Source organism: Mesorhizobium cantuariense, assembly GCF_042647205.1.
Lineage (GTDB): Bacteria > Pseudomonadota > Alphaproteobacteria > Rhizobiales > Rhizobiaceae > Mesorhizobium > Mesorhizobium cantuariense.
In genome coordinates this window covers 4,555,983-4,579,275 of sequence record NZ_JBHRVD010000001.1, presented here as the reverse complement: position 1 = coordinate 4,579,275, position 23,293 = coordinate 4,555,983, and the positions used below count along the sequence as shown (strand labels likewise).

Sequence of the window (23,293 nt, the reverse complement as noted above, 5' to 3'; positions counted from 1 at the left end):
TCTGGCGACCGGGAGGCAGTCTCTCCGCCGGCCTTTTCCCTGTTCAAGGCTTTTGTCACGAAACGATTGCTCGCCGGCATGGCCGCGTTTTGCGGACAGCCGAACGCCCTGCGCCGGCGTCGCAATCATACTGGGGTAGACGGTGACGGCCCGGCCGCCAACCGTACAACATGGTGGAGGAAGTAACATGGCGATCGATATCGGCGATGACGCCCTTCTCGAGGCAACGACCGTAGGATCGGGAACCGGCAACTACGATTCCTTCCTGCGGCTGCAGGCGACAAATGTAGAGGCGGGCTTCAATACCGACGAGAACGGCAATGTGCTCGACAACAAAGCCTCGTTCACGCACAGCCTGCAGTATGGCGACCTTGTTCCGATCACCGTCGATGGCGTCGAATACATCGAATTCCGGTTGGACCTCAACGAAAGCAACAGCGCGGAGAACGGCCAGATCACGCTGACCGATCTGAACATCTACCTTTCCGGCTCCGGGGCCACCCTTGCCGACTACACTGCGGGGTTTGCCGGTTTCGACACGGTCTACTCACTCGACACCTCACATCTGCTGATCGATGCCAATCATGGATCGGGAACGGATGATTACCGGGTGCTCATCCCGGTCAGTTCCTTCACGGACGCCGGTGTCACCGCTGATTCCTATGTGACGCTGTTTTCAGGCTTCTCGGGATCGAACGGCGGCTTCGAAGAGTGGCGCACCACCACGACGTCCGGCACCGGCGCAGATACGGCGGCGATCGTCGTCGAAAAGACCGCCGATCCGACATCGATCAACGAGGGTGTGGCCACCCGAGTCACCTATACCTATGAAGTGATGAACACGAGCCCGGCCGGTGCGGCCGACCCGCTGACGCTGACTTCGCTGGTCGACGACAATGCGACGCCGGGAAGCCCGGGCGACGACATCAACCTGCTCGACGGCTTCGTGGCCAACAGCACACACGGCACCCACTACGTGTCCGGCGACACCGACAACGACTATCTCGTCGACAGCGACGAGACATGGACGTTCAACGCAACGGTCAACATCGCCGCGCACAATGCCGGCAGCAGCATCGTCAACACGGTCGTGGTGCATGGCCATGACGACGACAGTCTCACCGACGTAACCGCCAACGACGCGGCGACCGTGACGGTGACGGATGTCGCGCCGGCGATTGCTATCGAAAAGACGGCGGATACGATCTCGATCGATGAGGGCGCGTCCGGTGATGTCACCTATACCTACAAGGTGACGAACACGAGCGCGGCTGGCGCGCTCGATCCGCTGACGCTGACTTCGCTGGTCGACGACAATGCGACGCCGGGAAGTCCGGGCGACGACATCAACCTGCTCGACGGCTTCGTGAAGGGCAGCGACTACGGCACCCATTATGCGGACGGCGACACCGACGGCGACTATCAGGTCGACAGCGACGAGACCTGGACCTTCAACGCGACCGTCAACATCGCCGCGCACAATGCCGGCAGCATCGTCAACACGGTCGTGGTGCATGGCCATGACGACGACAGCCTCACCGACGTGACCGCCAACGACACGGCGACCGTGACGGTGACGGATGTCGCGCCGTCGATCGCCATCGAAAAGACGGCGGATACGATCTCGATCGATGAAGGCGCGTCCGGTGATGTCACCTATACCTACAAGGTGACGAATACGAGCCCGGCTGGCGCGCTTGATCCGCTGACGCTGACCTCGCTGGTCGACGACAATGCGACGCCGGGAAGTCCGGGCGACGACATCAACCTGCTCGACGGCTTCGTGAAGGGCAGCGACTACGGCACCCATTATGCGGACGGCGACACCGACGGCGACTATCAGGTCGACAGCGACGAGACCTGGACCTTCAACGCGACCGTCAACATCGCCGCGCACAATGCCGGCAGCATCGTCAACACGGTCGTGGTGCATGGCCATGACGACGACAGCCTCACCGACGTGACCGCCAACGACACGGCGACCGTGACGGTGAACGATGTCGCGCCGTCGATCGCCATCGACAAGACTGTCGATGCCGATCACGACGGCATATTCCATTCGTCCGAAACCGTTCAGTCGGGGGCGCAGAACGCCACCTATCACTATGCCATAACCAACACGAGCGCAGCGGGCGCGCTTGATCCGTTGACGCTGACCTCGCTCATCGATGACAACGGCACGGCGAATACCGGCGACGACATCAATCTGCTCAGCGGCTTCGTGGCCAACAGCTCGCACGGCACCCACTATGTGTCCGGCGATGCCGACGGCGATTACCAGGTCGACAGCAACGAGACCTGGGTCTTCGAAGCGACCAGCGCCTTCAACCTGGCTCCGAATGCCGCCTCCAGAACCAATACCGTGGAAGTCGCCGCTCATGACGATGACAGTCTGAACGAGGTCAGCGCCCAAGACACCGCAACCGTATCGTCGTTCGACGGACCCGGGGTGCGTACGCCAGGGTTCTGGAGCAATCTCGGCAAGTCGTTCTGGGACGGTGTTGCCGGTGCTGACAAATCAGGCCCGAACTTTGCGTCGGGCGAACTGCGCTACGCTGTCGACGCCGATCACAATGGAAGCCTGGACGCAGGTAAACTGGGCCTTTTGATCGGAGACTACAACAAGAACGGACTGAGTGATGTCGGAGAAGACACGTTCTTCATCTCCTATGCCGATGCACTCAAGGTGATCAATGCATCTGCCAAGGATTCGCAGGATACGCGCTTTGTTATCGGCCGCGATGCGGTAGCCACCTGGCTCAACTACCTTGCCGGGAATCCGATCGGCGACGCCTCCGATCCCAACAGCCCCCACAAATATCTCGACCAGGCGATCGACTGGCTGCAGGTGACGAATGGCGGGAACTCTTCCTCTAACTTCGAGGATTGGGGTGGCGGAAGCGCGGTGAAGGCGAGCAGTGCTTCCTGGAACGTCGGGCTGGATGCCGAGTCTGCCACCGGTGGATCCGAACTTGCCGGAAACCTCATCCACCAGGAACTCGATTTCTACAACAACACCGGCATGACGTTCGAAGGGGCGATATTGCACATCTACGCCAATGATGGCGGCTGACGCCAGGAAGCGCTCGGCATGACACTGCTGGCAAGATCTCTTAGGCTCATCCTCGGCACCGGCGTGTTTATGCTCGTTCTTGGTGGAGTGCAGTTGGCAGCGCTGGAAACAAGCACGCGCTGGGCGGTTCTTGGGGGAACGCTCGGCGCGCTGGTTTTGCTTTACATCTGGAGTTCTTCTCGCCGTGAGTCTGCCGTGAATCCGCGCTCTGCTCGCATGGCCGACGGCAAGCCGGGGAAGATAAAGCGGCCGGGAGCGGGGCCCGAACGCTCCGAGCTCGCGGCCGCATTGGCCGCGTGCCGTTCAGCGCTTGCCTCGGTCGCGCTTTTCAGCGGCGTGCTCAACGTGCTGATGCTCGCCGGCTCGCTCTACATGCTCGAAGTCTACGATCGCGTGCTGCCGAGCCGCAGCGTGCCGACCCTCATCGGCCTCAGCGTGCTCGTCGCAATCCTTTATGCCGGGCAGGGCGTGCTCGATTTCATCCGCGGCCGCATCCTGGTGCGCATCGGCGGCGCCCTTGACGAGGCGCTCGGTGCTCGCGTCTATTCCAGCGTCCTCAAGCTGCCGCTCAAAGTCGGGCGCAACGGCGACAGCATGCAGCCTGTGCGCGATCTCGACAGCGTGCGCAATTTCCTTTCGGGCACCGGTCCGACCGCGCTGTTCGATCTGCCATGGCTGCCGCTTTATCTGGCCATCATCTTCATGTTCCACGTGCTTCTCGGCCTGACCGCCCTGGTCGGGGCGATCGTACTTGTATTGTTGACTGTCTATGCCGAGCGGCTGACGCGCAAGCCGGTCACCTCCGGCACCCAGGCCGGCATCGTCCGCAACGGCCTGACCACGGTCGGCAATCGCAATGCGGAAGTCATCGCGGCACTCGGCATGGGTGGCCGGATGGCGAAGCGATGGGAGGAGGCCAATCGCGACTATCTCGCCGAGCAGCGCAGCGTCAGCGATATCGCCGGCGGCTTCGGCGCCGTATCCAAGGTGCTGCGCATGCTGCTGCAATCGGCGATGCTCGGCGTCGGCGCCTGGCTGGTGATCGAGCAGCAGGCAACGGCCGGCATCATCATCACCGCGTCGATCCTGAGCGGTCGCGCGCTGGCTCCCGTCGATATGGTCATCGCCAACTGGAAAGGTTTCCTGACAGCGCGGCAAGGCTGGCAGCGGCTGACCAAGATTCTCGCCACCGTCCCGGCCGACGCCGAGCCGATGGCGATGCCAACCCCGAACCGCCACGTTTTCATGCAGGTCGTCAGCGTCGCAGCGCCCGGCACGCAGCGGCTGCTGGTGCAGGACGCCAGCTTTGCGCTGGAAGCTGGACACGCCGTCGGTATCATCGGCCCTAGCGGTTCGGGCAAGTCGACGCTGGTCAGGGCGCTTGTCGGGGTCTGGCAGCCGGCCGCCGGCAGGATCCGGCTCGACGGCGCCGATCTCGACCAATGGTCGCCGGAGGATCGCGGCCGCTTCGTCGGTTATCTGCCGCAAGACGTCGAGCTGTTTGCCGGCTCGATTGCCGAAAACATCGCACGTTTCGAGCCCGACGCCGACCCCGCGTTGATCATCGCTGCCGCCAAGGTGGCCGGCGCGCATGATCTCATCGTCGGGTTCCGCGACGGGTACGAGACACAGATCGGCGAACTCGGCGAGGCCGTCTCGGCCGGCCAGCGCCAGCGCATCGCGCTGGCCCGCGCGCTTTATCGCGATCCTTTCCTGGTGGTGCTCGACGAACCGAACTCCAACCTCGACGCCGAAGGCGAGCAGGCGCTGTTCCAGGCGATTGTCTCGGTGCGGCAGCGTGGCGGCATCGTCGTGCTCGTGGCACACCGGCCCAGCGCGCTCGTCACGGTCGATTTCATCCTCGCCATGAACCAGGGCCGCGTTCAGGCGTTCGGCCTCAAGGACGAGGTTCTGGCCAAGCTGTTTCCGCGGCCGCAACCGGCGGTGACAGCCGTGCCGCACCTCAGGCTCGCCACTGAGGAGTCGGCGCCGCGGCCTGGCGTGGCCGCGGCTGGTGAATGAGGCGAGGAACGATGCTCAGTCCCTCCCACCAATCCATTCGAGGCTACATGCGCTTCGGCCTCATTGCGGTCGCGCTGCTGGTCGGCGGCGTCGGCGGCTGGGCCTCGCTGACCCGGATTTCGGGAGCGGTCATCGCGTCGGGGGTTCTCGTCGTCGATTCCCACGTCAAGGACGTGCAGCATTCGACCGGCGGCATCGTCGGCGAGATCGCCGCGCGGGACGGCGACCGCGTCAAGCACGGCGCGCTGCTTGTGCGGCTCGACCCAACCATGCCGGCGGCCAATCTCGCCGTCGTCACTAAGGCGCTCGACCAGCTGTCGGCGCGAGAGGCCCGCCTCGAAGCCGAACGCCAGGGCGCCGGCGCCGTCGCATTTCCGCAGGACCTTCTCGATCGCAGCAGTGATCCGGCGATCGCCGAGATCATCGCCGGCGAGGAACAGGTGTTTGAGACGCGGCGGGCGGCTCGTTCCGGTCAGAAGAGCCAGTTGCAGGAGCGCATCCTCCAGCTGCAGAAGGAGATCGGCGGCAACACGGCCCAGGCGGACGCCAAGTCGCAGGAAATCGCGCTTGTCGAGGAAGAACTGGGCAGCATACGCACGCTGTGGAAAAAGCGGCTGATTTCGATCGACCGCCTGACCGCGATGGAGCGCGAGTCGGCTCGGCTCGATGGCGAACGCGGCCAGTTGACGGCGGCGCTGGCGCAGGCCCAAGGCAGGATCGCCGAGATCAATTTGCAGATCATCCAAATCGACCTTGAGCTCAGCACCGAGGTCAACAAGGATTTGCGCGAGATCGACAGCAAGGTCGGCGAACTGACGGAGCGCAAGATCGCCGCCGAGGATCAGCTCAAGCGTATCGACATCCGCGCGCCGCAGGACGGCGTCGTGCAGCAGTCCATCACCCATACGATCGGCGGCGTCATCACGCCTGGACAGACGATCATGCAGATCGTGCCCGACAGTGACAGTCTGACGGTCGAGGCCAAGATCGCGCCGAGCGACATCGACCAGCTCTGGATCGGCCAGCCGGCGGCGCTGCGCTTCTCGGCCTTCAACCAGCGCACCACGCCGGAGATCAACGGCACGGTCGAACGCACCTCGCCGGACACGACGACCGACCAGCGCACCGGCATCAGCTATTACACCGTTCGCATCTCGACCACGAACACCGAGGTGGCTCGCCTCGGCGAGGTCAAGCTGGTTCCGGGCATGCCGGTGGAATCCTTCATCAAGACCGCCGACCGGACCGTGATCTCTTACCTTGTCAAGCCGCTGCAGGACCAGATCAGCCGCGCCTTCAGGGAATGAAGTAACGCTCGGAAGACAGGGTTGTCCGGATCGTTTCGATCCGCTCTGCCGCTAGCCCCTAAAGGTTCGCCTCGGCGAAGATGCGCGAGGCCCAGTCGAGGAAGACGCGAAGGCGTGGCGAGAGCTGTCTGTTCTGCGGGTAAAGCGCCGACAGCGGCGTCGGCGATGGCGGGTAGTCGGCCAGCACCTCGACCAGCGTCCCATCGGCGAGATCCTTCTCGAAGCGATAGCGCGGCGCCTGGATGAGGCCGAGGCCAAGCCGCGCCAGATCGGCGGCCGTGTCGGAATTGTTGGCCGCCACGCGCCCCGGCAGCCTGACCTCGCGGGTCTTGCCGGCGACAGTGAATTCGAACGGAAGGGTCTCGCCGGTGCGCGACGAGACGAAGCCCACCGCCTCATGGCCATCGAGCGCATCGGGGGAGGCGGGCGTGCCGTGGCGTTCGAGATAGGCGGGGCTGGCGCAGGTGATCTCGCGGATGACAGCCAGGCGGCGCATGATCATGCCGCTGTCGGGCGGCTCGCCGACGCGGATGACGCAGTCGACGCCTTCGCGCACGAGATCGACCAGCCGGTCGCTCTGGCCGATCTGCAGGTCGATGCGGGGATAGCGGTCGAGGAACTCCGGCAAGCGCGGCAAAAGGAACGTGCGGGTGAGCAGCGTGCTGGCGTCGATGCGCAGCAGGCCGAAAGGCTCGGCATTGCGGAAGGCGGCCTCGGCATCCTCGATCTCGGCCAGGATCGACAGGCAGCGCCGATAATAGGCTTCGCCGTCCTGCGTGGCGTTCACCTGTCGCGTCGTTCGTTCCAGAAGCCGCGCGCCGAGATGCGCTTCCAGCCGCCGGATCGCTTCCGTCGCTGTTGAACGCGGCAGGCCGAGATCGGCCGCGGCAGCGGTGAAGCTGCGCCGCTCCAGAACGCGAACAAAGAGCCGCATCGTGTCCAGCCGATCCATGACCTTTGTTCGCAGTTTCCGAATAGTGATGTCAATAGGCGGCTGATTATCCGGAACTTGGCTTGGCCTATATCCGTGTCCGCAACAATGCGGAGACACTTCCATGACAAACCAAACCAGAACCGCGATCGTGACCGGCGCCTCCAAGGGCATCGGTGCCGCCATCGCACAGCGGCTCGCCCGCGACGGCGTCGCCGTCGTCGTCAACTATGCGCGAGGCCGCGCGGAGGCCGAAGCGCTTGTGCGCAGCATCGAAGCCGGCGGCGGCAAGGCGATCGCCGTTCAGGCCGATATCGCCGATCCGGCCAGCATTGCTGCGCTGTTCGACGCCGGCGAGAAGGCGTTCGGCGGCATCGACATCCTCGTCAACAATGCCGGCATCATGAAGACGTCGCCGATCGCGCAGACCGACGATGCTTCGTTCGACACGCAGATCGCAATCAATCTCGGCGGCGTTTTCCGGGGCATGCGGGAAGGTGGGCGCCGGCTTCGCGACGGCGGCCGCATCGTCAATTTTTCGAGCAGCGTCGTCGGCCTCTACCAGCCGGGCTACGGCGTCTACGCCGCCACCAAGGCGGGCGTCGAGGCGATGACCCACATCCTGGCCAAGGAGCTTGGCGCGCGCCGTGTCACCGTCAACGCGGTGGCGCCCGGACCGATCGAGACTGCGCTGTTCACGGACGGCAAGAGCGCGGCCCAGATCGAGGCCATCGGCAAGATGATCCCGCTCGGCCGGCTTGGCCAGCCCGACGACATTGCCGGGCTGGTCTCGTTCCTGGCCGGGCCGGACAGCGGCTGGGTCAACGGACAAATCATCCGCGCCAATGGCGGCGTGGTCTGAGGAGACAATCACATCGACCCCTCCGACGACGGTGCCGCGATCGTCAATGGCGTCGCCGACCGCGTGCGCGCACAACTCATGGAACGGATCGGCCTTGCCGACCTGCTCCGTCCCAAAGCCTGAAATCCACACTCACGAGACAGGAAAACGATCATGCCATTTGCCAACATCAAGATGCCGCAGGCGGCTCTCTCCAAGGCGCAGAAGGAAGACCTCATCCATCGAACCACAGCCATGTTCGTCGATTTTTTCGGCGAGGGTGTGCGCCCCTACACGATGGTGCTGGTGGAGGAGGTCGCCGACGGCGGCTACGGCCGGGCCGACGAAGTGTTCGTAGTGCCGGAAGCCTATCGCGCCAAGGAATAGTGCAGGGGCGAGCGACGGTGGCTCGAACTCTCGCAAAACGGGGACGAGGAACCCAGATTCTTCAAGATCTGCGCCAGCACCCCCACCCGGACCTTCGGTCCGACCTCCCCTCAAGGGCATATGCGCTAAGATAGCTTCGGCATGGACTGAAATTTGCGCTTTCGTGGTGGCTCACGCCATCGATGTCGCAAGGCATGGAGATTTTGGCGCAGGGCTGCCAAGGGAGGTTGAGCAAAGATCGCTGCGATCAGAGAGGCGACGATCTGGCGGGTGGCGCGCCACAGCAGCGGGCGCCCGTCGCTCAAGGGGGAGAGACACCCAACTCCTGCGAAAGGGGTTCGGTCACAAGCGCGATGAGGAAGTGGGCAAGAATCCAAGGCTTTGCGATCCTTGGGTCTTTGGCTGGAGGCGCGCGCAGTCCGATCAGGCTCTTCAGACGCTTGAAGGCGAGCTCGATGCGCCAGCGCATGCGATAGAGCTTGAGAACTGTGCCGGAGGGAAACTCCTCCTGGTCAAGCGAGGTCACAAGGATGACAAAGCCGGCGGCAATCAGCGTCTCCGGTTGAACCTGCTTGCCCTTGGCCTTGGCTTCCTTGTTGATTTTGCGCCGCGCTTCTTGTGTCGCAGCCTCGGATTTGCGCAAGGCGATCAGGCGCATCTTCAGGGGCTCGCCCTTCTTGAGGCCCAGCCAGACAGGCGTTTCGATGACCTCCTCCCGGCAGCTCTTCAGGTGGCCGATGAGATCGAACGCCTTGCCGTTGGCGTCGAGCCATCGCACATTCTTCCACGGCGCGCGCACGACAACGTCGCCGTCTTGCGCCATGACCTTTGCGATCCGCTCGGCCTGCAGATAGGCGCGGTCGCCGATGCGGATCTCGCCCGGCACCACCGGCACGCGGTCGATCAGCTCGGCCTCGCTCTGGTCGGTGATCTCGAGGAAATCGAACTGCTCGCGCTCAAGATCGAAGGCGCAGTGCATACGCCAAAGGCCATTGTTCTTCTTCTCATGCACACCCGCCTTGGCAACCGATGTCGCATCGAGGATGCGGATCAGCCGGCCCTTAGGCAAGCCTTCCTCCTCGCGCTTCAAAAGGTGCCCGATCAACTGCTGCAGCCACGGCCCTGCATTGCGCAGCCGGCCGAGCAACGCCACGTCCGAGATGTCGGCGATCCCGCTTGCCGCCGCCCAGGCCACGACGCCCCGCATGCCCACCTTGCCAAGGCAGTAAGCCAGTGTCAGGCGCAACAGATCAGTAGCCGACCTGACGCCCCGCGGCCGCAGAAACGCCTTCGTCTCGCGGGCACTCCCTGCAATCAACTCTTCACCGCCGAGGAGCTCAATCGTCTCGGCCCAGCCGTCATCTACAAGCGATTCGTGAGTCATCGCAGCGTAGAATCACAACCGATTCCCCACTGCAACACCTATCTTAGCGCATATGCCCTCAAGGGGGAGGTAGGGAGCCCAGCTTTTCCGCATTTCCAAAAAGGGCGCTGTTCGGCAGGCGGGCAGGGCGCCTCCTCACCCTCCCCTTGTGGGGAGGGTCGCTGCGAAGCAGCGGGGTGGGGGTCTGCGCGGCGCTGCAACGCTTGGGTTTGCAAGCGCAGACCTCGGCCTCAATCGCTCTTCGTCATCCCAATCCAGTCGGCCGCCACTTCGGCAAACAGCCAGTCGCGGAACGCCCTGATCTTTTTCTGGCGTAGCGCGCCGTTGGGATAGACGACGTAGTAGCGCGAGGCGGATTTTAGCGCCAGATCGAAAGGCCGGACCAGCCGCCCCGCGGCAAGGTCGGCCGAGACCAGCGCGCTTCGGCCTAGCAGCACGCCTTCGCCGTGCACAGCGGCCTCGACGGCGAAGGTGGCGGAATCAAAGCGCACGCCGCGCTTGGGGTCGACATCTCCGACGCCTGCGTGTTGCAGCCATGTCGCCCAGTCGATGCGAAAGGCGTCATGGATCAGTTTGTGATGCCTGAGATCCGCCGGCAGGCGCAGCGGATGTTCGCCTTGCAGCAGTTCCGGGCTGCAGACTGGGAAGACCTCTTCATCGGCAAGAAATTCCGCGGTCACTCCGGCATAGCCGCCCTTGCCGTAGCGGATGGCGATGTCGATGCCGTCGCTGACGAAATCGGAAAGCACGCCAGACGTGGAGAGCCGCACGTCGATGTCGGTGTTGGCGCGATGGAAGCGATGCAGCCTCGGCACCAGCCAGCGGCCGGCAAAACCGTCCGATGTGCTGACATTCAGGATGCCCGTGGTGCGGTCTGGCGTGGCGGCGATGGTGGCGGCGGCGATCTGGTCCAGCGCCGTCCGGACTTCCGACGCGTAGGCGGCGCCCACCGGGGTCAGGCGCACGGACCTTGTCCCGCGATCGAAAAGCTGGATGCCCAGCCTGTCCTCTATGTTGCGGATGGCACGGCTGACCGCGCCATGGGTGACGTTGAGCTCGCCCGCCGCCTTCGAGAAACTCAGATGCCTGGCGGCAGCCTCGAAGGCGGGCAGCGCGGTGAGGGGCGGCAGTCTGCGCGGCATGATCCATCTGTGAGCGTTGCTCACAAATCCTGCACAAAGAGTCGTTTGTCGTCCAGCCCGGAAATGTCCAATCTATAGGTGTAGCAGCGCATGCAGATCGGGCTTTCCATCTCGCCACTGCGCTGAACGACCAGAAACAGTGTGAGCAATCGTCATACTCGTCCCCCTGCGGACGGCGTCGGCACGCTTGCGCCTAGGCAAACACAGGAGACGAACAATGAACCCGACCCTCGAATCCATCAGCGCCGCGATGAGCGGCCTTGCACTCAGAACCTCGGCAGTCGTCGAGCGCCGGCGCATGCTGCGCCGGATTGCGTGCTTCTCGGACCGCCGCCTTCACGACATCGGCCTGGAGCGCGACTGGGACGGTTCCATCCTGCGCAATGGGAGGTCGATATGACCAGCACTCTTATCATCGGCGCGACGGGGCTGCTCGGCAGCGAGATGGCGCAGGCCAGCGCTCGCAATGGCGATCGCCTGCACGTTCTGGTGCGTCCGGCAACAGCCGGCAATGAAGAGCGGCTGCGTTCGCTGAAGGAGCTCGGCGCCAAAATCCATGTCGGCGATCTCGACGACTATGACAGCCTTGTCCGCGCCGCCGGTGCGGTGGATCGCGTGATCAGCTCGGTGCATGTGGATTCAGCCAGCGAGATGACGCTGGTGCGTGCGCTTAGGGATGCCGGCGTCTCCCGCTATGTACCTTCCGCCGGCTTCGGCCTCGACTTTGCCGCCGCCGCCCCGGGCTCGGTTCCACCGCTCGACCTCAAGCGAGCCGTGTTCGACGCGATCAAGGAGGCGGATCTGCCCTATACGGTGATCTACACCAATGGCTTCTTTTCGACCTGGGTAGCGACGCTGGGCGATTTGATGCGCTTCGGCTCGTCGCCGCTGCCTCCCGAAGAGGTGACGCTTTATGGCGACGGCAAAGTGCCGGCGACGTTCGTCAGCGAGAAGGACATCGCCGCGGTCACCTTGCGCGCACTGAATGACCCCAATGCCATCCGCAGCGAAATCCGCATCGCCCAGAACCGGACAACCCAGAGCGAGATGATCGATCTGTGGCGCCGGGTTAGCGGCCGCTCGCCGCGCATCGTGCATCAGAGCGCGGCGGAGCTGGAGGCGATGATCGCGTCTGCCCCCTGGCTCGGACTGCTGCGGGCGTTCTGGATACGCGGCGAGACCGCGCTTGAAACGGCCACGCCGGAAGCCGCTGCGTTGTATCCGGAGCTGACGTTCGAGACCATCGAGGGCGCCCTTGTGGCGCTGGCGGATGCCACTGGGCGGTAGGAGCAGGGGAGCGCGGCGCTGAAGCTGACGTCGTCGGCGCGGCCGATGAAGGAGATCGAACCGTCCGGCTCGCGGCGCGAGTGGCCAGAGAAGGGCTGGCCTCACCCGTGCGGGCCTGTATCATGGCTATGTGAATTCCTGGGAGGAGGCTTGTGCATGCGGCTGAATCGGAATCTCTGTCATTGCAGGGTTTGGGTCTTCATCGCCGCAATGGTGCTTTGGCCGTACGCGGCGCCGGCCGATACCCTCACGCCCGAGCGCATCACTGCTGCCCTGTCGAAGCTCGAAGCGCTTGCCGAAGCCGCCGTCGCGGACGGTGCCGTACCCGGTCTCGCCATCGGCGTCGTGCGCGATGACGAGGTGATCTTCCTCAAGGGTTTTGGGCATCGCGAGGCCGGCAAGCCTGAGACCGTCGACGCCGACACGGTGTTCCAGATCGCGTCCCTTTCCAAGCCGGTTTCCGCCACCGTCGTAGCGGCGTTGGTTAGCGACAGGATCGTGTCCTGGGATTCGAAGATCGCCGATCTCGATCCGGCCTTCCGGTTGGCCGATCCTTATCCGGCGAGCCAGCTCACCGTCCGTGACCTGTTTTCGCATCGCAGCGGGCTTCCGGGCACCGCCGGAGACGACCTCGAGGACATTGGCTACGACCGCGTCGAGATACTGCATCGCCTGCGGTTCGTGCCACCATCGTCGAGCTTCCGCGCCGGGTATTCCTACAGCAATTTCGGATTGACAGAGGGTGCCGTGGCAGCCGCGACGCCGACAGGAAAGCCCTGGGAGGACGTCGCTGAGGAGAAGCTCTACCGTCCGCTTGGCATGGCCTCGACCAGTTCCCGTCATTCGGACTTCGTCAAGCAAACCAACCGCGCCGCGCTTCACGTCAAGGTCGATGGCGCCTGGGCCGCGAAGATAGAGCGCGATCCGGATGCGCAGGCGCCCGCCGGCGGCGTCAGCTCCACGGCACGTGACCTCTCGCAATGGGTGCGCCTCATCCTCGGCAACGGTGTTTATGCCGGCAAGACACTGATTGCCGCCGATGCGCTAAGCCAGACGCATGTTCCGCTGATAGCGCGCGGCAACAACCCCGTCTCCGGCGGCGCATCGTTCTACGGCCTCGGCTGGAACGTCGAATTCGGCCGACACGGCCTGAGCTGGGGCCACGCCGGCGCCTTCAGCGTCGGCGCGCGTACCCTGGTGACAGTCTTCCCAAAGGAGAGGCTGGGCATCGTCATCGTCGCCAACGCCTTTCCGACTGGCCTGCCGGAGGGATTGTCCGACAGCTTCGCCGATCTCGTCTTCGACGGTAAGGTCGAGAAGGACTGGGCCAAGGCGTGGGATGATATCTATGCGGGCTTGTTCGGTCCGGCGGTCGTGGCGGCCAAGGCCGCCTATGCCGCGCCGTCGTCTCCGTCACGGCCAGCCGGGCCGGGCAGTGTCTATGCCGGCCGGTACGCCAACGACTTCATCGGCGACGCGATTGTGTCGAAAGCGGGAGACGACCTTGTGCTCAGGGTTGGCCCGGCCGCCAGCCGGTCCTATTCATTGACTCATTTCGACGGTGACCTTTTCCTGACCTTCCCCGACGCGGAGACACCGGACAGGCCCTCGGGCGTAAGTTTTGTGGTCGGTGCTGACGGCAAGGCGTCGGCCATGACCGTAGGTTTTCTCGACGACAATCATCTCGGCACGCTGCAACGTGTGGGTGACTGACTTCCGAATCGAACGGCGCCGCCGGGAGTTCAGGATGCCGGGCCGTACCGAAGCAGTTTGAAACAATCGCCGTTGCCCGATTTCGTCTGCGCCAGCAAGGGCTTCGATCTGTCGATCCATTCCTGATGTGACCTCGCATCGGCTTCGATCGCGTCGACCGGTGCTAGACTGACAAAGCTGCGTCCGTGGCTGAGGAGCCAGCACGCACGGCCGAGAAATCGCCTGCTGCGCTGGCGCAGGAGGTCGGCATCGTAGAAGATGTCGAGCACCTCGTGCTTGATCTTGCGCTCCGTTTCAGGATTGGCGATCGAAACCTCGATCGGCTCGCCGCCGATCGCATCCTGCAGGTCCTTGTAGTCGAGGGTGAGTTGGGTGATGGCATATTTGATCTCGCTCTCGTCGCGCACGATGTCGAACCATAGTGTGGGATCGAGCTCGTTGACGACGAACGACGACTCGAAATCGCGCGACAGGTTGAGGATGTCGAAGTCCCGGATGTCGACGTCGCGCTCGACCAGCAGGATCTCGCTGACCTGCTTACCAAGCTCCGCTCCCTGGGCGCCGATGGCGGCGTTGGTTCCACCAAGTTCGGGACTAACGTAGGCCCCGCCGTCATCCAGCAGCGCGTCGAATTCGCCAAGTGACTCGACGAGGGGAGCGCCGCGAGCGATGCGCGCCGCCAGCTTGGCCAGAACCTGCTGGAGATCCGTTTCGCGTCTGCGCTGGTCTTGGTAATTCTGCTGGAAAAAGAAGATGAACAGCGACACGCCGATGCTGATCAGTATCACGCCCAGCTGCGAGAAGATGTTGCGGTGGTATTCCAGCAGCTTTTCGCGATGGCGTACGTCGTCGCGCACACTGTGGGCGACGCGCAGATTGACGATCAGCGACAGGATGAGCAGCCCAGCACCGACCAGGATGAGACCGCCGATGAGCAGGTAACCATGGCCTGTGCTGAAATCCATTCGTTTTCCCTCAAGCCCAGACTGCGCAGAATAGTGCCATTTGGGCTAAATACCTATGGATTTGCAGGCGGTGGATTTGATGGCGGCGACCACCCCAGAAGGTTGACCCGCCTGGCCATCCGGCCGATAGCTCCGCCAGAAACTGCCCCCGAGAACCCTGATGACTTCAGACACCAACCTCCACGATGCACCCGCCGCCGATCCCGACACTGCCTGGCAGGCGGACGTCCGCGCCGGTGTGCGCCATGTGCGCGACCTTGCCTCCCTGCCGCTGTCACCAGCCGAGCGCGCGGCGGCTCAAAGTGCTGCGGCGAACCACAAGGTGCGGGTTCCCAAAGCCTATCTCGACCTGATCGACTGGAACGACCCGGCCGATCCGATCCGGGCACAGGTTATCCCGTCGCCCGACGAATTGATGGAGCAGGACGGCGAACTCGACGATCCGATCGCCGACCATGACTTCAGCCCGGTACCCAGGCTGACGCATCGCCATGCCGACCGGGTGCTGTTGTTCCCGACCTATCAATGCGCGGTCTATTGCCGGTTCTGCTTCCGCAAGGAATCGCTGACTTCGATCGGCAGGGGTTATACGCGCGAGGCGCTGGAGCCGGCGCTGGCGTATATCTCCGACCATCCGGAAATCCGTGAGGTGATCCTGACCGGCGGCGATCCGCTGTCGCTGCCCGACAAGGCACTGGCCGAAATCTTCGCGCGCATCGAAGCGATCCCGCATGTGCGGCTGCTGCGCATCCACACGCGCGTGCCGGTGGCGCTGCCGTCGCGCATCACATCAGGGCTGGTCGAGGCCCTGCAAGGCCGGCTGATGGTCACCGTCGTCACCCATTTCAACCATCCGCGGGAAATCACGCAGGCCACCGAAGTTGCCTGCCGCACGCTGCGCCATGCCGGCTTCGTGCTGCTCAACCAGAGCGTTCTGCTCAAAGGCGTCAACGACACGATCGAGGTGCTGGAGGAGCTGTGCCGCGAGCTGATGTACCGGCTCGGCGTCAAACCCTATTACCTCCACCATGGCGACCTCGCGCGCGGCATGGCGCACAGGCGCACGACGATTGCTGAGGGACAGGCGCTGGCCGAAGCGCTGCGGGCGCGGCTGTCGGGTATCTGCAACCCTGTCTATGTGCTCGACTTGCCGGAAGGCGGCGGCAAGGTGCCGATCGGGCCTTGCTATGTCGAGGGACGGGACGGGGAGAGCTGGCGGCTGCGCAGGCTCGATGGCGAGGTGAGGGGATATACGGAAATTGTTGGCGAATAGGGCTGCGCGCTACCGCGCATCTCCATTGACAAACGCCAACACGAACACGCGCGGGGCAACGCAGTATGCGAGGCTGACCTTGCGGCCTGCCTTGGTCGTCGCGCGGCCTGCGTTCAGGTCGACGGTGATGTCCTCATAGCCCAGCACCTCGCGATCGAGCGGATAGACGGCCTTGTAGACCGCTTCCTTGGCGGCAAAGAGGATGCGGCCGGCAAGATGCCGGTCCGCGGCGTCTATCCGGTCCGCAGGGGTTGCAACGAGCGCGAAGATGTCGTCCGGGAGAGGCTGCGCGGGCTCGACGTCGATGCCCAGCGAACGGATATGACCAACGGGCGCAACCGCCGCCACGGCCATGTAGTCGTCGTGGGTGAGCGAGCCGGTTATCCCATCGGGCCAGACCGGCGCGCCCGTTGGCGCGCGCAGGATGGCGACGTCGTTGATGCCAAGCTCCGCCAGCAGCCCGTGCGCGATCCAGCGGGCCGCGCCGCTGGCCCGCCGCATGGCAGGCTGGCGCGCGGGGATGGAATGCGCTTCCTCGGGCAGCAGATGGACGTCATCCCCTTCGCGGATCATCCGGCATCCGATCCGGACATTCGCGGGCGCGATGGCGGCGATCGCTTCGGCCAAGGAGACTTCCTCGGGCAGACTTGCGGGGGACCGCGTCACGGCTCGTCCGTCCGTGCGGCGAGGGCGAGATCGGCGATCATTTCTCCGTCCTCGTCCAGCCCTTCTTCGACGAAGCCGGCGCTGCGATAGAGGTTTCGCGCCGCTTCATTGTCCGGTTCGTAGCAGATTGAAACGTGCCCGACGTGGCCGAGCCTTTTGATCTCGTCCAGCACTTCGCGCAGCGCGGCCTTGCCGTAGCCTCTGCCTTGAGAGGCGCGGTCGATCATGAAGCGGTAGATGCGCGCCTCGTCGTTATCGCGTGGCGCCTCGTACATCAGGAACCCGACGACACGATCTCCAGCCACGATGACGCGCGGCTGCGCGTCTCCGTCGGTTTCGGCTTCTTCCAGCGACTCCGCATTGCTGGCGACGAAATTCATCTGCTCCGGGGCGAGCCCCAGGGCCGCGACCAGGACCCGGTTGGCCTCGGTCACGGCAACGAGACGGATATCCGCGCTCTTCAAGCCGATGCCCTTTTTCAAGCCGTCCGGGAGCCATCATCGGTGATCGGCTCGACGAAGCGATGCAGCTTGGCCGGGTTGCCCCGCCAGATCGAGTTGGGCTCCAGCTCTTCGCCCTTCATCACGAAGGAGTCGACATCGACCACCGACCCTTCGCCCATCACGACGCCGTAATGGACAAAGGCTGAAGGCCCGAGCGTGCAGCCCTTGCCGATGCGGATGAAGTCGGACTTGAAGGCGCCTTCTTCCAGCGAATGGGCCTGGATGACGCAGCCCTCGTTGAGGGTGGCGTCATCGCCGATCTCCACCAGCGAGCGTTCGGTCAAATTGCTGCCGCCGTCATAGACACGGCTGCCGACCTTGACGCCCAGCAGGCGCAGGATCATCGGCCGGAACGGCGTGCCGGCGAACAGGCGCACGATCGGTGAGTCCGCGAGCTTCCAGTGGCGTTCGTGGCGCCAGAACGCCACGTCGTAGATCGTCGTCATTTGCGGCTTCAGCCTGCCGAAACCAAGGCTTGCCCGCTCGACCAGGATGTAGAACGGAATGGTGATCGCCGAGGTCAAGAGCACGGCGACGAACAGCGCGACCTCCGCCCATTCGGTGTAGTAGTTCAGCGCCCGGTCCCAGATCGCCAGCGTGGCGAACAGCATGACCCATTGCGTTGCCACGAACAGAAGGATCGTCACCAGATTGTGACGGTTCTTCAGCGGGATGCGCTGGCGCCGGTCTGCCTCGTCGACGCCGGCGATAAGCTCCTTGTCGCGGTTCACCATGCGCGGGATTTCAAAGGCAGGCGAACCCAAGAGCCCGACATTTTCGCGCAGCGGCCCGTCGATGGGGATCATCACCTTGGTGCCGAGCAGGACGTTGTCGCCCGTGCGTCCGTCCGGCGGATAGTAGATGTTGTTGCCGAGATAGTTGCGCTCGCCGATGCGCGTCGGCTCGAGCCTGAAGGCGGAGGCGGACTTGTGCATGTTGATCATGAACAGCCCGTCCGACACCATGGTCTCGGTGCCGATCTCGCACAGAAGTGGGTTTTCGTGCTGCTGGTTGCTGCCGAAGTTGGAACCGGTCTGCACCACCTTGTTGAGGTTCCAGCCGATGGCGCTGATATAGTGCACGATGGCCGAGCTGTCGCCGAACAGGAGACCGAGCACGCGGGAGTTGCTCGAGAATTCGGCGACGGTCTGCAGCCAATAGCGGAAGCCGTAAAGCGTGTAGGTGCGGCCTGGCTTCAGGATCAGGTTCGTCAGGCGCGGCACCAGCGTCGCGGCCAGGAAGGCCACGGCGATGTAGCCGAAAAGCGTGACCGTGGTGCCGATCGCGACGATGCCGATCGTCTCCTGATAGTCGTCGCCGACATTTTCCCAATAGCTGTGGAACAGCAGTGGCAAGGGGGTGACGATGGCAAACAGGCCGATCAGCTGAACCGCTTCGAAGAGGAAGCGGCGGATGTTGGAAGGATCGACATTGCGCACATTGCAATAGTCCGCCGTGGTCGGCACCGCCGGCGATCCATGCCAGCGTTCGCCGTCGGGGATGCTTTGGCCACGGTGCAGCGAGGACGAATGGCCGAGCTGGGCGCCGTCGCCGATCCTGGTGTCGATGTCGAGCGTGGAGCCGACGCCCACGAAGGCATCGCGGCCGATGGTCAGCGGCCCGGTGTGGATATAGCCGGACTGCGCCCTGAAGCCGAGGATCATCGATTCCTTGCGCAGGATGGTGTTGGCGCCGATTGAAATAAGATCCGTGCAGACGGGCACGGATTTCGATTCGATGACGGCGTTTTTCCCCAGCTTGGTGCCCAGCAGCTGCAGATAGAAACTGTAGAGCGGGCTGCCGCGGAACAGCACGACGGGCGCGGTGCGGATCAATGTCTTGACCACCCAGAAGCGGAAGTAGCGCACGCTCCAGATGGGAAACGCCTCGGCCTTCCAGCGGCCGATGAGCACCCATTTGGCGATGACGGCAAAGCCCGACATGCCGAAGAACACGGCCGCCGAAAGCGCCACGCAGCGCAAATAGAGCTGCAGCGGCTCGTCGAGCGCATCATACATCCAGTTGAGGCCGTCATTGACCGCCCACAGGGCGCCATAGCTGTAGAGCGCGTAGAACAGCAACTGCGCCACACCGCAGGTCCAGTAGGCGAGATTCGATGCCCGGCGGGTGAGGACGGGCTCGTTGGTGGCCGTCGTCATCTCTTCCGCCACGCCAAGATGGAGCGCGAGGCGCGCCACGGTCGGATGGAGATAGATGTCGCGCATCGACGCCGTCGCCCATTCCTTCCTGGTGCGTACGCGTGCGCAGAAATGCGCCATCAGCAGCGAGTTGGCGCCGAGATCGTCGAAGAAATTGTCCTCGACGGACACCTTGTCGAATTTCAGCACGGTGGCCAGTGCTTCGGCCAGGAAGCGCTCGTCGTCATTGCCGGGCGGCACCATGGTGCGGTCGGCTGAAAGCCGGATGCTTGTCGGTTTCGGCAGCTGGCGAAGGTCCACCTTGTTGGACACCGTCATCGGGATGACAGGCAGTTCCTCCAGATAGGAGGGCACCATGTAATCTGGCAGGCGCCGCTTCATCGTCTGGGCGAGATCGGCGCGGGAAATCGCCGCTACGCCGGTTTTAAGCGCGTAGTAGGCGACGAGTTCGACGCGGCCGGGCTCGATCTCCCAGGTGGTGACGGCAGCCTGGGCGATCTCGGGCTGGTCGAGCAGCACCGCCTCGATCTCGCCGAGCTCGATGCGATAGCCGCGGATCTTCACCTGGGTGTCGATGCGGCCGGCGTATTCGATCTCGCCGATATCGTTGATCCGGCCAAGGTCGCCCGTGCGATAAATGCGCCTGGACGGGTTGTTCGGCAGGCCGATGAAATCGGCGATGAATTTCTGTTCGGTCAGGTCGGGCCTGTTGAGATAGCCGACCGCGAGCCCGATGCCGGCGATGCCGATCTCGCCCAGTTCACCGGGCTCGGCAAGTTGCGGCAGCGAAGCGTCGAGGATGACGATGGAATAGGTCGGCAGCGGCGCACCGATGGTGACGGGGCTGTCAGGCGTCAGCGCGCCCATGGTCGCGGTGACGGTCGCCTCGGTCGGGCCATAGGTGTTGAGGATCTGCCGCCCCGGCTTCGACCAGCGCACCACCAAATTGTGCGGGCAGGCCTCGCCTCCGACCAGAAGCGTGCGCAGGCTGGGCACATCAGATGTCATCGACGACAGCAAAGTCGGGCTGCAGGCCATGCAGGTGATGTCATGGTGGCGCAGGAAGTCGGCCAGTTCCTCGCCCACCAGAGGCATCTGGCCAGGTGCGGGTACGACCGTCGCGCCGGCGACGAACGGCACCCAGATCTCTTCGGAGGAAAAGTCGAAGGCGATGGTCATGCCCTGATAGACACGGTCGCCCGGCCGGTAGCCGTAGGAGGCGGCGGCGACGCGGATGAAGTTGACGAAGCTCTGGTGCTTGATGACGACGCCCTTGGGCTTGCCGGTCGTGCCCGAGGTGTAGAGGATGTAGCAGGTGTCGTCGGCAGTCTTGGCATGCGGCTTCAGCGGCGCGCTGGACTGTTTGGAGATTTCGGCGGCAGCGCTGTCGATCAGCAGATGCGGAACCGGCAGTTGACCGGCGCGCGACGCATAGGCGGCGATGGTGACGATCAGGCTCACGCCGGCGTCTTCGATGATGAGCGTCATGCGCTCTTCGGGAAACGCGGTGGCCAGCGGCACGAAGGCGGCACCCGCCTTCATCACCGCGAGCAGCGCGACATAGGTCTCCGCCGAGCGGTCGAGGATGAGCCCGACCCGGTGGCCCGGCCGCACGCCGCGCTTGACCAGCAGGCGGGCGAACTGGTTGGCGCGGCTGTCCAACTCCTGATAGGTCCAGACACGCCCGTCGGAGATCACCGCCGGCAAGGCGGCGAATGTCTGTGCGAGCTCTTCGAACACCGTATCGAGCCGCTCTCCGGGCAGACCTTGCCGGGCAAAGTCGGCGCCCGTCAGGATTTGCCCGCGCGCGACTGTTGCGGGGACCGTTTTTACCAGCGCCTCGACGCTTGCCAGGCCGGTTTCGGGCTCCGGTCTTACCGCGTCCATGTCCAGTCCGGCGATATCGAGACCGTGATCCATTTCCATACTTTCCCGTCCAGGCCGGGAATCACCCGGCGCGGCCATTTTCCCGGCCGTTGCGGGGCGGTTATGCCATCCGATCTTTTCGGCAGTTTTTCCGAACTGTTGAATATTGTTTCTGGAGTGTGTCTGGGCGCTCTTCCCGGCTTCCGCCTGAGGGCTGCGAACCCAGGTCAACAACAGGCCTGACGACGGCGAGTCCGGCGGTGTCGGCAGCTTCGTTCATGCGGCTTTTGATAGGAATTTATTCTTGACACTGTGAGGGCAGCTATGCTACATGTCCGTCCATGGTGTTGATCTGCGCCAGTGACCCGCCGGCCAGGCGGGTTTTTGCGTTTTGATGCTTCGCAGGCCTCTCCCTTGTTCGCCCTTGCGGGGGACTATCGGCCGCTGCGGGATTGCTCCCGTGAGTGGCAGGCGCCGGCATCGCCGAAGCGTTTTTCTGGAACCAGCCTTGAGGCCCCGCATTCTATAAGCACGGGCTTAAGGAGCGTGACGTGAAAGCGGTTTTGGGACTGGTCTGCGGCTTCGTGCTGACCCTTGCGGTCTTCGGCAGCGGACTGGGCTTCGCCGCCTGGCTGCTTGCCGCAAAGCCGCCGCGCCAGGCAACGGCCACCATCAGCATGGCGGAGCTGTGGACCAAAAAAGCGCAGCCGGTGAACAAGGCGGCGCAGAGCTTCAAGCGCCTGCCGGCCGAGCAGTCCGCGTCCCCCGATATCGCCGCCCAACCACAGGAAACGCCATCCGATCCCACCGTCACCGCCGCCATCGCGCCCGGCGCGGCCGACCTGTCGCCTTCGCATCTTGCCTGGTGCGCCAGCCGCTATCGCTCCTACCATCCGGACGACAACAGCTATCTCTCCTACAGCGGGCAGCTGCGCCCCTGCATCTCGCCCTATCTCGAAGTCGCCAACGCTGGCGATGGCGACGAAAACGGCGCTGGCTTGGGCGTCTACGCTGCCAATGACGGCGGCGAAGCCCTTTCGGCCGACCATGTCGACAACTGCTTCAGCCGCTATCGCTCCTATCGCCCGGAAGACAACAGCTACCAGCCCTACTCCGGCGGGCCGAGACGGCAATGCCAGTAGAGCCCACGCGCCGAAGCCATGGCGATCCGATCACGCAGATTTTCTGGAGCGTTCGCATTGGCGCGGCGTTCATCCCTGACCCAAAGGAGGACTCACCATGAGCGACGACCGCAACGACAGGATTCGTGAGCGCGCATACCAGATCTGGGAACGGGAAGGCCGCATGCATGGCGACCCCGAGCGGCACTGGCACCAGGCCGAGGCCGAGATCGATCGCGAGGCAGCGCTGCCGCTGACGGCGGATGATGCGCTGCCTGAAACCGGCAAGATCGCCAGCACCGACGTGCTGGAGGTCGAGGCGCTGGCGGTGCGCACCGGCATATCGGGCGACGAGGCGCAGGCGCTGCTCGACCGCCTGGGCAGCGACCGCGCGGCGGTCGAGCAAGCGGCGCGAAGCCTCAAGAGCAAGCGGCGGCGAAATCCCGATGAGGGACAAGCGAAATGATCCGGAAACTGAAAGGCGGAAAATACCGCCTCTATTCACGCAAGAAGGACGAAAAGACCGGCAAGCGGCGCAACCTCGGGACGTTCGATACGCGCGAGGCGGCGGAGAAGCATGAGCGGGAGGTGCAGTATTTCAAGCGGCATTGAGAGGCGCCGCTGTTCACTGGGCAGGCAAGCCGCAGGGCCTG

19 protein-coding genes and 1 pseudogene are annotated in these 23,293 nt (G+C 64.0%); 13 read left to right on the top strand and 7 right to left on the bottom strand.

Annotated features, from left to right (window positions below; translation table 11 throughout):
* Positions 1-187 precede the first annotated feature (187 nt).
* From ACFOJ9_RS22195 to ACFOJ9_RS22185, 3 genes are all read left to right on the top strand, one after another.
* The gene (locus ACFOJ9_RS22195; RefSeq protein ID WP_378981314.1) at positions 188-3,073 is read left to right on the top strand and encodes a beta strand repeat-containing protein; all 2,886 of its coding nucleotides are present in this window, start codon (positions 188-190) and stop codon (positions 3,071-3,073) included.
* Positions 3,074-3,289: 216 nt separating this feature from the next.
* Positions 3,290-5,095, top strand: a complete 1,806-nt coding sequence (locus ACFOJ9_RS22190; protein ID WP_378987960.1) for a type I secretion system permease/ATPase — start codon at positions 3,290-3,292, stop codon at positions 5,093-5,095.
* 11 nt (positions 5,096-5,106) lie between these two features.
* On the top strand, positions 5,107-6,402 hold the full coding sequence (locus ACFOJ9_RS22185) for an HlyD family type I secretion periplasmic adaptor subunit (RefSeq protein WP_378981312.1): 1,296 nt from the start codon (positions 5,107-5,109) through the stop codon (positions 6,400-6,402).
* Between the two features lie 58 nt (positions 6,403-6,460).
* Here ACFOJ9_RS22185 and ACFOJ9_RS22180 read toward each other — a convergent pair whose 3' ends face one another.
* Entirely contained in the window at positions 6,461-7,354 is an 894-nt protein-coding gene (locus ACFOJ9_RS22180; protein WP_378981310.1) for a LysR family transcriptional regulator, read from the bottom strand.
* A gap of 103 nt (positions 7,355-7,457) precedes the next feature.
* Here ACFOJ9_RS22180 and ACFOJ9_RS22175 point away from each other — a divergent pair, with 103 nt between their 5' ends.
* From ACFOJ9_RS22175 to ACFOJ9_RS22170, 3 genes and pseudogenes are all read left to right on the top strand, one after another.
* The gene (locus ACFOJ9_RS22175) at positions 7,458-8,195 is read left to right on the top strand and encodes an SDR family oxidoreductase (protein ID WP_378981308.1); all 738 of its coding nucleotides are present in this window, start codon (positions 7,458-7,460) and stop codon (positions 8,193-8,195) included.
* A 9-nt stretch (positions 8,196-8,204) separates the two neighbouring features.
* Positions 8,205-8,318, top strand: a pseudogene (locus ACFOJ9_RS38855) (oxidoreductase); the annotation flags it as partial.
* Positions 8,319-8,348: 30 nt separating this feature from the next.
* Complete coding sequence (locus tag ACFOJ9_RS22170; RefSeq protein WP_127263805.1) at positions 8,349-8,561, top strand: tautomerase family protein; 213 nt, start codon at positions 8,349-8,351, stop codon at positions 8,559-8,561.
* Positions 8,562-8,862: 301 nt separating this feature from the next.
* Here the strand turns inward: ACFOJ9_RS22170 and ACFOJ9_RS22165 are convergent, their stop codons facing one another.
* Both ACFOJ9_RS22165 and ACFOJ9_RS22160 read right to left on the bottom strand, forming a co-directional pair.
* Entirely contained in the window at positions 8,863-9,945 is a 1,083-nt protein-coding gene (locus tag ACFOJ9_RS22165; RefSeq protein WP_056580349.1) for a transposase, read from the bottom strand.
* 230 nt (positions 9,946-10,175) lie between these two features.
* The gene (locus tag ACFOJ9_RS22160) at positions 10,176-11,087 is read right to left on the bottom strand and encodes a transcriptional regulator GcvA (protein WP_378981306.1); all 912 of its coding nucleotides are present in this window, start codon (positions 11,085-11,087) and stop codon (positions 10,176-10,178) included.
* 217 nt (positions 11,088-11,304) lie between these two features.
* Here ACFOJ9_RS22160 and ACFOJ9_RS22155 point away from each other — a divergent pair, with 217 nt between their 5' ends.
* From ACFOJ9_RS22155 to ACFOJ9_RS22145, 3 genes are all read left to right on the top strand, one after another.
* Entirely contained in the window at positions 11,305-11,487 is a 183-nt protein-coding gene (locus ACFOJ9_RS22155; protein WP_378981304.1) for a DUF1127 domain-containing protein, read from the top strand.
* Complete coding sequence (locus ACFOJ9_RS22150) at positions 11,484-12,374, top strand: NmrA family NAD(P)-binding protein (protein WP_378981302.1); 891 nt, start codon at positions 11,484-11,486, stop codon at positions 12,372-12,374. The genes ACFOJ9_RS22155 and ACFOJ9_RS22150 overlap by 4 nt, the downstream gene beginning before the upstream one ends.
* Positions 12,375-12,530: 156 nt before the next feature.
* On the top strand, positions 12,531-14,087 hold the full coding sequence (locus tag ACFOJ9_RS22145; protein ID WP_378981300.1) for a serine hydrolase: 1,557 nt from the start codon (positions 12,531-12,533) through the stop codon (positions 14,085-14,087).
* A 29-nt stretch (positions 14,088-14,116) separates the two neighbouring features.
* Here ACFOJ9_RS22145 and ACFOJ9_RS22140 read toward each other — a convergent pair whose 3' ends face one another.
* Positions 14,117-15,052, bottom strand: coding sequence for a hypothetical protein (locus ACFOJ9_RS22140; protein ID WP_378981298.1), 936 nt, complete (start codon positions 15,050-15,052; stop codon positions 14,117-14,119).
* A gap of 160 nt (positions 15,053-15,212) precedes the next feature.
* On the opposite strand from ACFOJ9_RS22140, the gene ACFOJ9_RS22135 reads away from it, so the two are divergent.
* Positions 15,213-16,325 carry a KamA family radical SAM protein gene (locus ACFOJ9_RS22135; protein ID WP_378981296.1) on the top strand — a complete coding sequence of 371 codons (1,113 nt, stop codon included), beginning with the start codon at positions 15,213-15,215 and terminating at the stop codon, positions 16,323-16,325.
* 9 nt (positions 16,326-16,334) lie between these two features.
* On the opposite strand, the gene ACFOJ9_RS22130 is transcribed toward ACFOJ9_RS22135, so the two are convergent.
* The 3 genes from ACFOJ9_RS22130 to ACFOJ9_RS22120 are packed head-to-tail and all read right to left on the bottom strand — an operon-like array spanning position 16,335 to position 21,579.
* The gene (locus tag ACFOJ9_RS22130; protein ID WP_378981294.1) at positions 16,335-16,952 is read right to left on the bottom strand and encodes a 4'-phosphopantetheinyl transferase family protein; all 618 of its coding nucleotides are present in this window, start codon (positions 16,950-16,952) and stop codon (positions 16,335-16,337) included.
* A 35-nt stretch (positions 16,953-16,987) separates the two neighbouring features.
* Positions 16,988-17,473 carry a GNAT family N-acetyltransferase gene (locus tag ACFOJ9_RS22125; RefSeq protein ID WP_378981292.1) on the bottom strand — a complete coding sequence of 162 codons (486 nt, stop codon included), beginning with the start codon at positions 17,471-17,473 and terminating at the stop codon, positions 16,988-16,990.
* A complete protein-coding gene (locus ACFOJ9_RS22120; protein WP_378981290.1) occupies positions 17,470-21,579 on the bottom strand; it encodes a Pls/PosA family non-ribosomal peptide synthetase in 4,110 nt (1,369 codons plus the stop codon). Before ACFOJ9_RS22120 ends, ACFOJ9_RS22125 begins: the two co-directional genes overlap by 4 nt.
* Positions 21,580-22,070: 491 nt before the next feature.
* On the opposite strand from ACFOJ9_RS22120, the gene ACFOJ9_RS22115 reads away from it, so the two are divergent.
* The 3 genes from ACFOJ9_RS22115 (at position 22,071) to ACFOJ9_RS22105 (ending at position 23,252) form a co-directional block, all read left to right on the top strand.
* The gene (locus ACFOJ9_RS22115; protein ID WP_378981288.1) at positions 22,071-22,661 is read left to right on the top strand and encodes a BA14K family protein; all 591 of its coding nucleotides are present in this window, start codon (positions 22,071-22,073) and stop codon (positions 22,659-22,661) included.
* 97 nt (positions 22,662-22,758) lie between these two features.
* Positions 22,759-23,106: a DUF2934 domain-containing protein gene (locus ACFOJ9_RS22110; protein WP_378981286.1), complete on the top strand. Its 348-nt coding sequence runs from the start codon at positions 22,759-22,761 to the stop codon at positions 23,104-23,106.
* On the top strand, positions 23,103-23,252 hold the full coding sequence (locus tag ACFOJ9_RS22105) for a hypothetical protein (RefSeq protein WP_109660636.1): 150 nt from the start codon (positions 23,103-23,105) through the stop codon (positions 23,250-23,252). Before ACFOJ9_RS22110 ends, ACFOJ9_RS22105 begins: the two co-directional genes overlap by 4 nt.
* The last annotated feature ends 41 nt before the right edge of the window (positions 23,253-23,293 follow it).

Coding starts and splice junctions, on each gene's coding strand:
- ACFOJ9_RS22180 (WP_378981310.1), bottom strand. CDS start 7,354: ATGGATCGGCTGGACACGATGCGGCTCTTTGTTCGCGTTCTGGAGCGG.
- ACFOJ9_RS22190 (WP_378987960.1), top strand. CDS start 3,290: ATGGCCGACGGCAAGCCGGGGAAGATAAAGCGGCCGGGAGCGGGGCCC.
- ACFOJ9_RS22175 (WP_378981308.1), top strand. CDS start 7,458: ATGACAAACCAAACCAGAACCGCGATCGTGACCGGCGCCTCCAAGGGC.
- ACFOJ9_RS22140 (WP_378981298.1), bottom strand. CDS start 15,052: ATGGATTTCAGCACAGGCCATGGTTACCTGCTCATCGGCGGTCTCATC.
- ACFOJ9_RS22165 (WP_056580349.1), bottom strand. CDS start 9,945: ATGACTCACGAATCGCTTGTAGATGACGGCTGGGCCGAGACGATTGAG.
- ACFOJ9_RS22110 (WP_378981286.1), top strand. CDS start 22,759: ATGAGCGACGACCGCAACGACAGGATTCGTGAGCGCGCATACCAGATC.
- ACFOJ9_RS22145 (WP_378981300.1), top strand. CDS start 12,531: ATGCGGCTGAATCGGAATCTCTGTCATTGCAGGGTTTGGGTCTTCATC.
- ACFOJ9_RS22155 (WP_378981304.1), top strand. CDS start 11,305: ATGAACCCGACCCTCGAATCCATCAGCGCCGCGATGAGCGGCCTTGCA.
- ACFOJ9_RS22105 (WP_109660636.1), top strand. CDS start 23,103: ATGATCCGGAAACTGAAAGGCGGAAAATACCGCCTCTATTCACGCAAG.
- ACFOJ9_RS22150 (WP_378981302.1), top strand. CDS start 11,484: ATGACCAGCACTCTTATCATCGGCGCGACGGGGCTGCTCGGCAGCGAG.
- ACFOJ9_RS22160 (WP_378981306.1), bottom strand. CDS start 11,087: ATGCCGCGCAGACTGCCGCCCCTCACCGCGCTGCCCGCCTTCGAGGCT.
- ACFOJ9_RS22195 (WP_378981314.1), top strand. CDS start 188: ATGGCGATCGATATCGGCGATGACGCCCTTCTCGAGGCAACGACCGTA.
- ACFOJ9_RS22170 (WP_127263805.1), top strand. CDS start 8,349: ATGCCATTTGCCAACATCAAGATGCCGCAGGCGGCTCTCTCCAAGGCG.
- ACFOJ9_RS22135 (WP_378981296.1), top strand. CDS start 15,213: ATGACTTCAGACACCAACCTCCACGATGCACCCGCCGCCGATCCCGAC.
- ACFOJ9_RS22120 (WP_378981290.1), bottom strand. CDS start 21,579: ATGGAAATGGATCACGGTCTCGATATCGCCGGACTGGACATGGACGCG.
- ACFOJ9_RS22185 (WP_378981312.1), top strand. CDS start 5,107: ATGCTCAGTCCCTCCCACCAATCCATTCGAGGCTACATGCGCTTCGGC.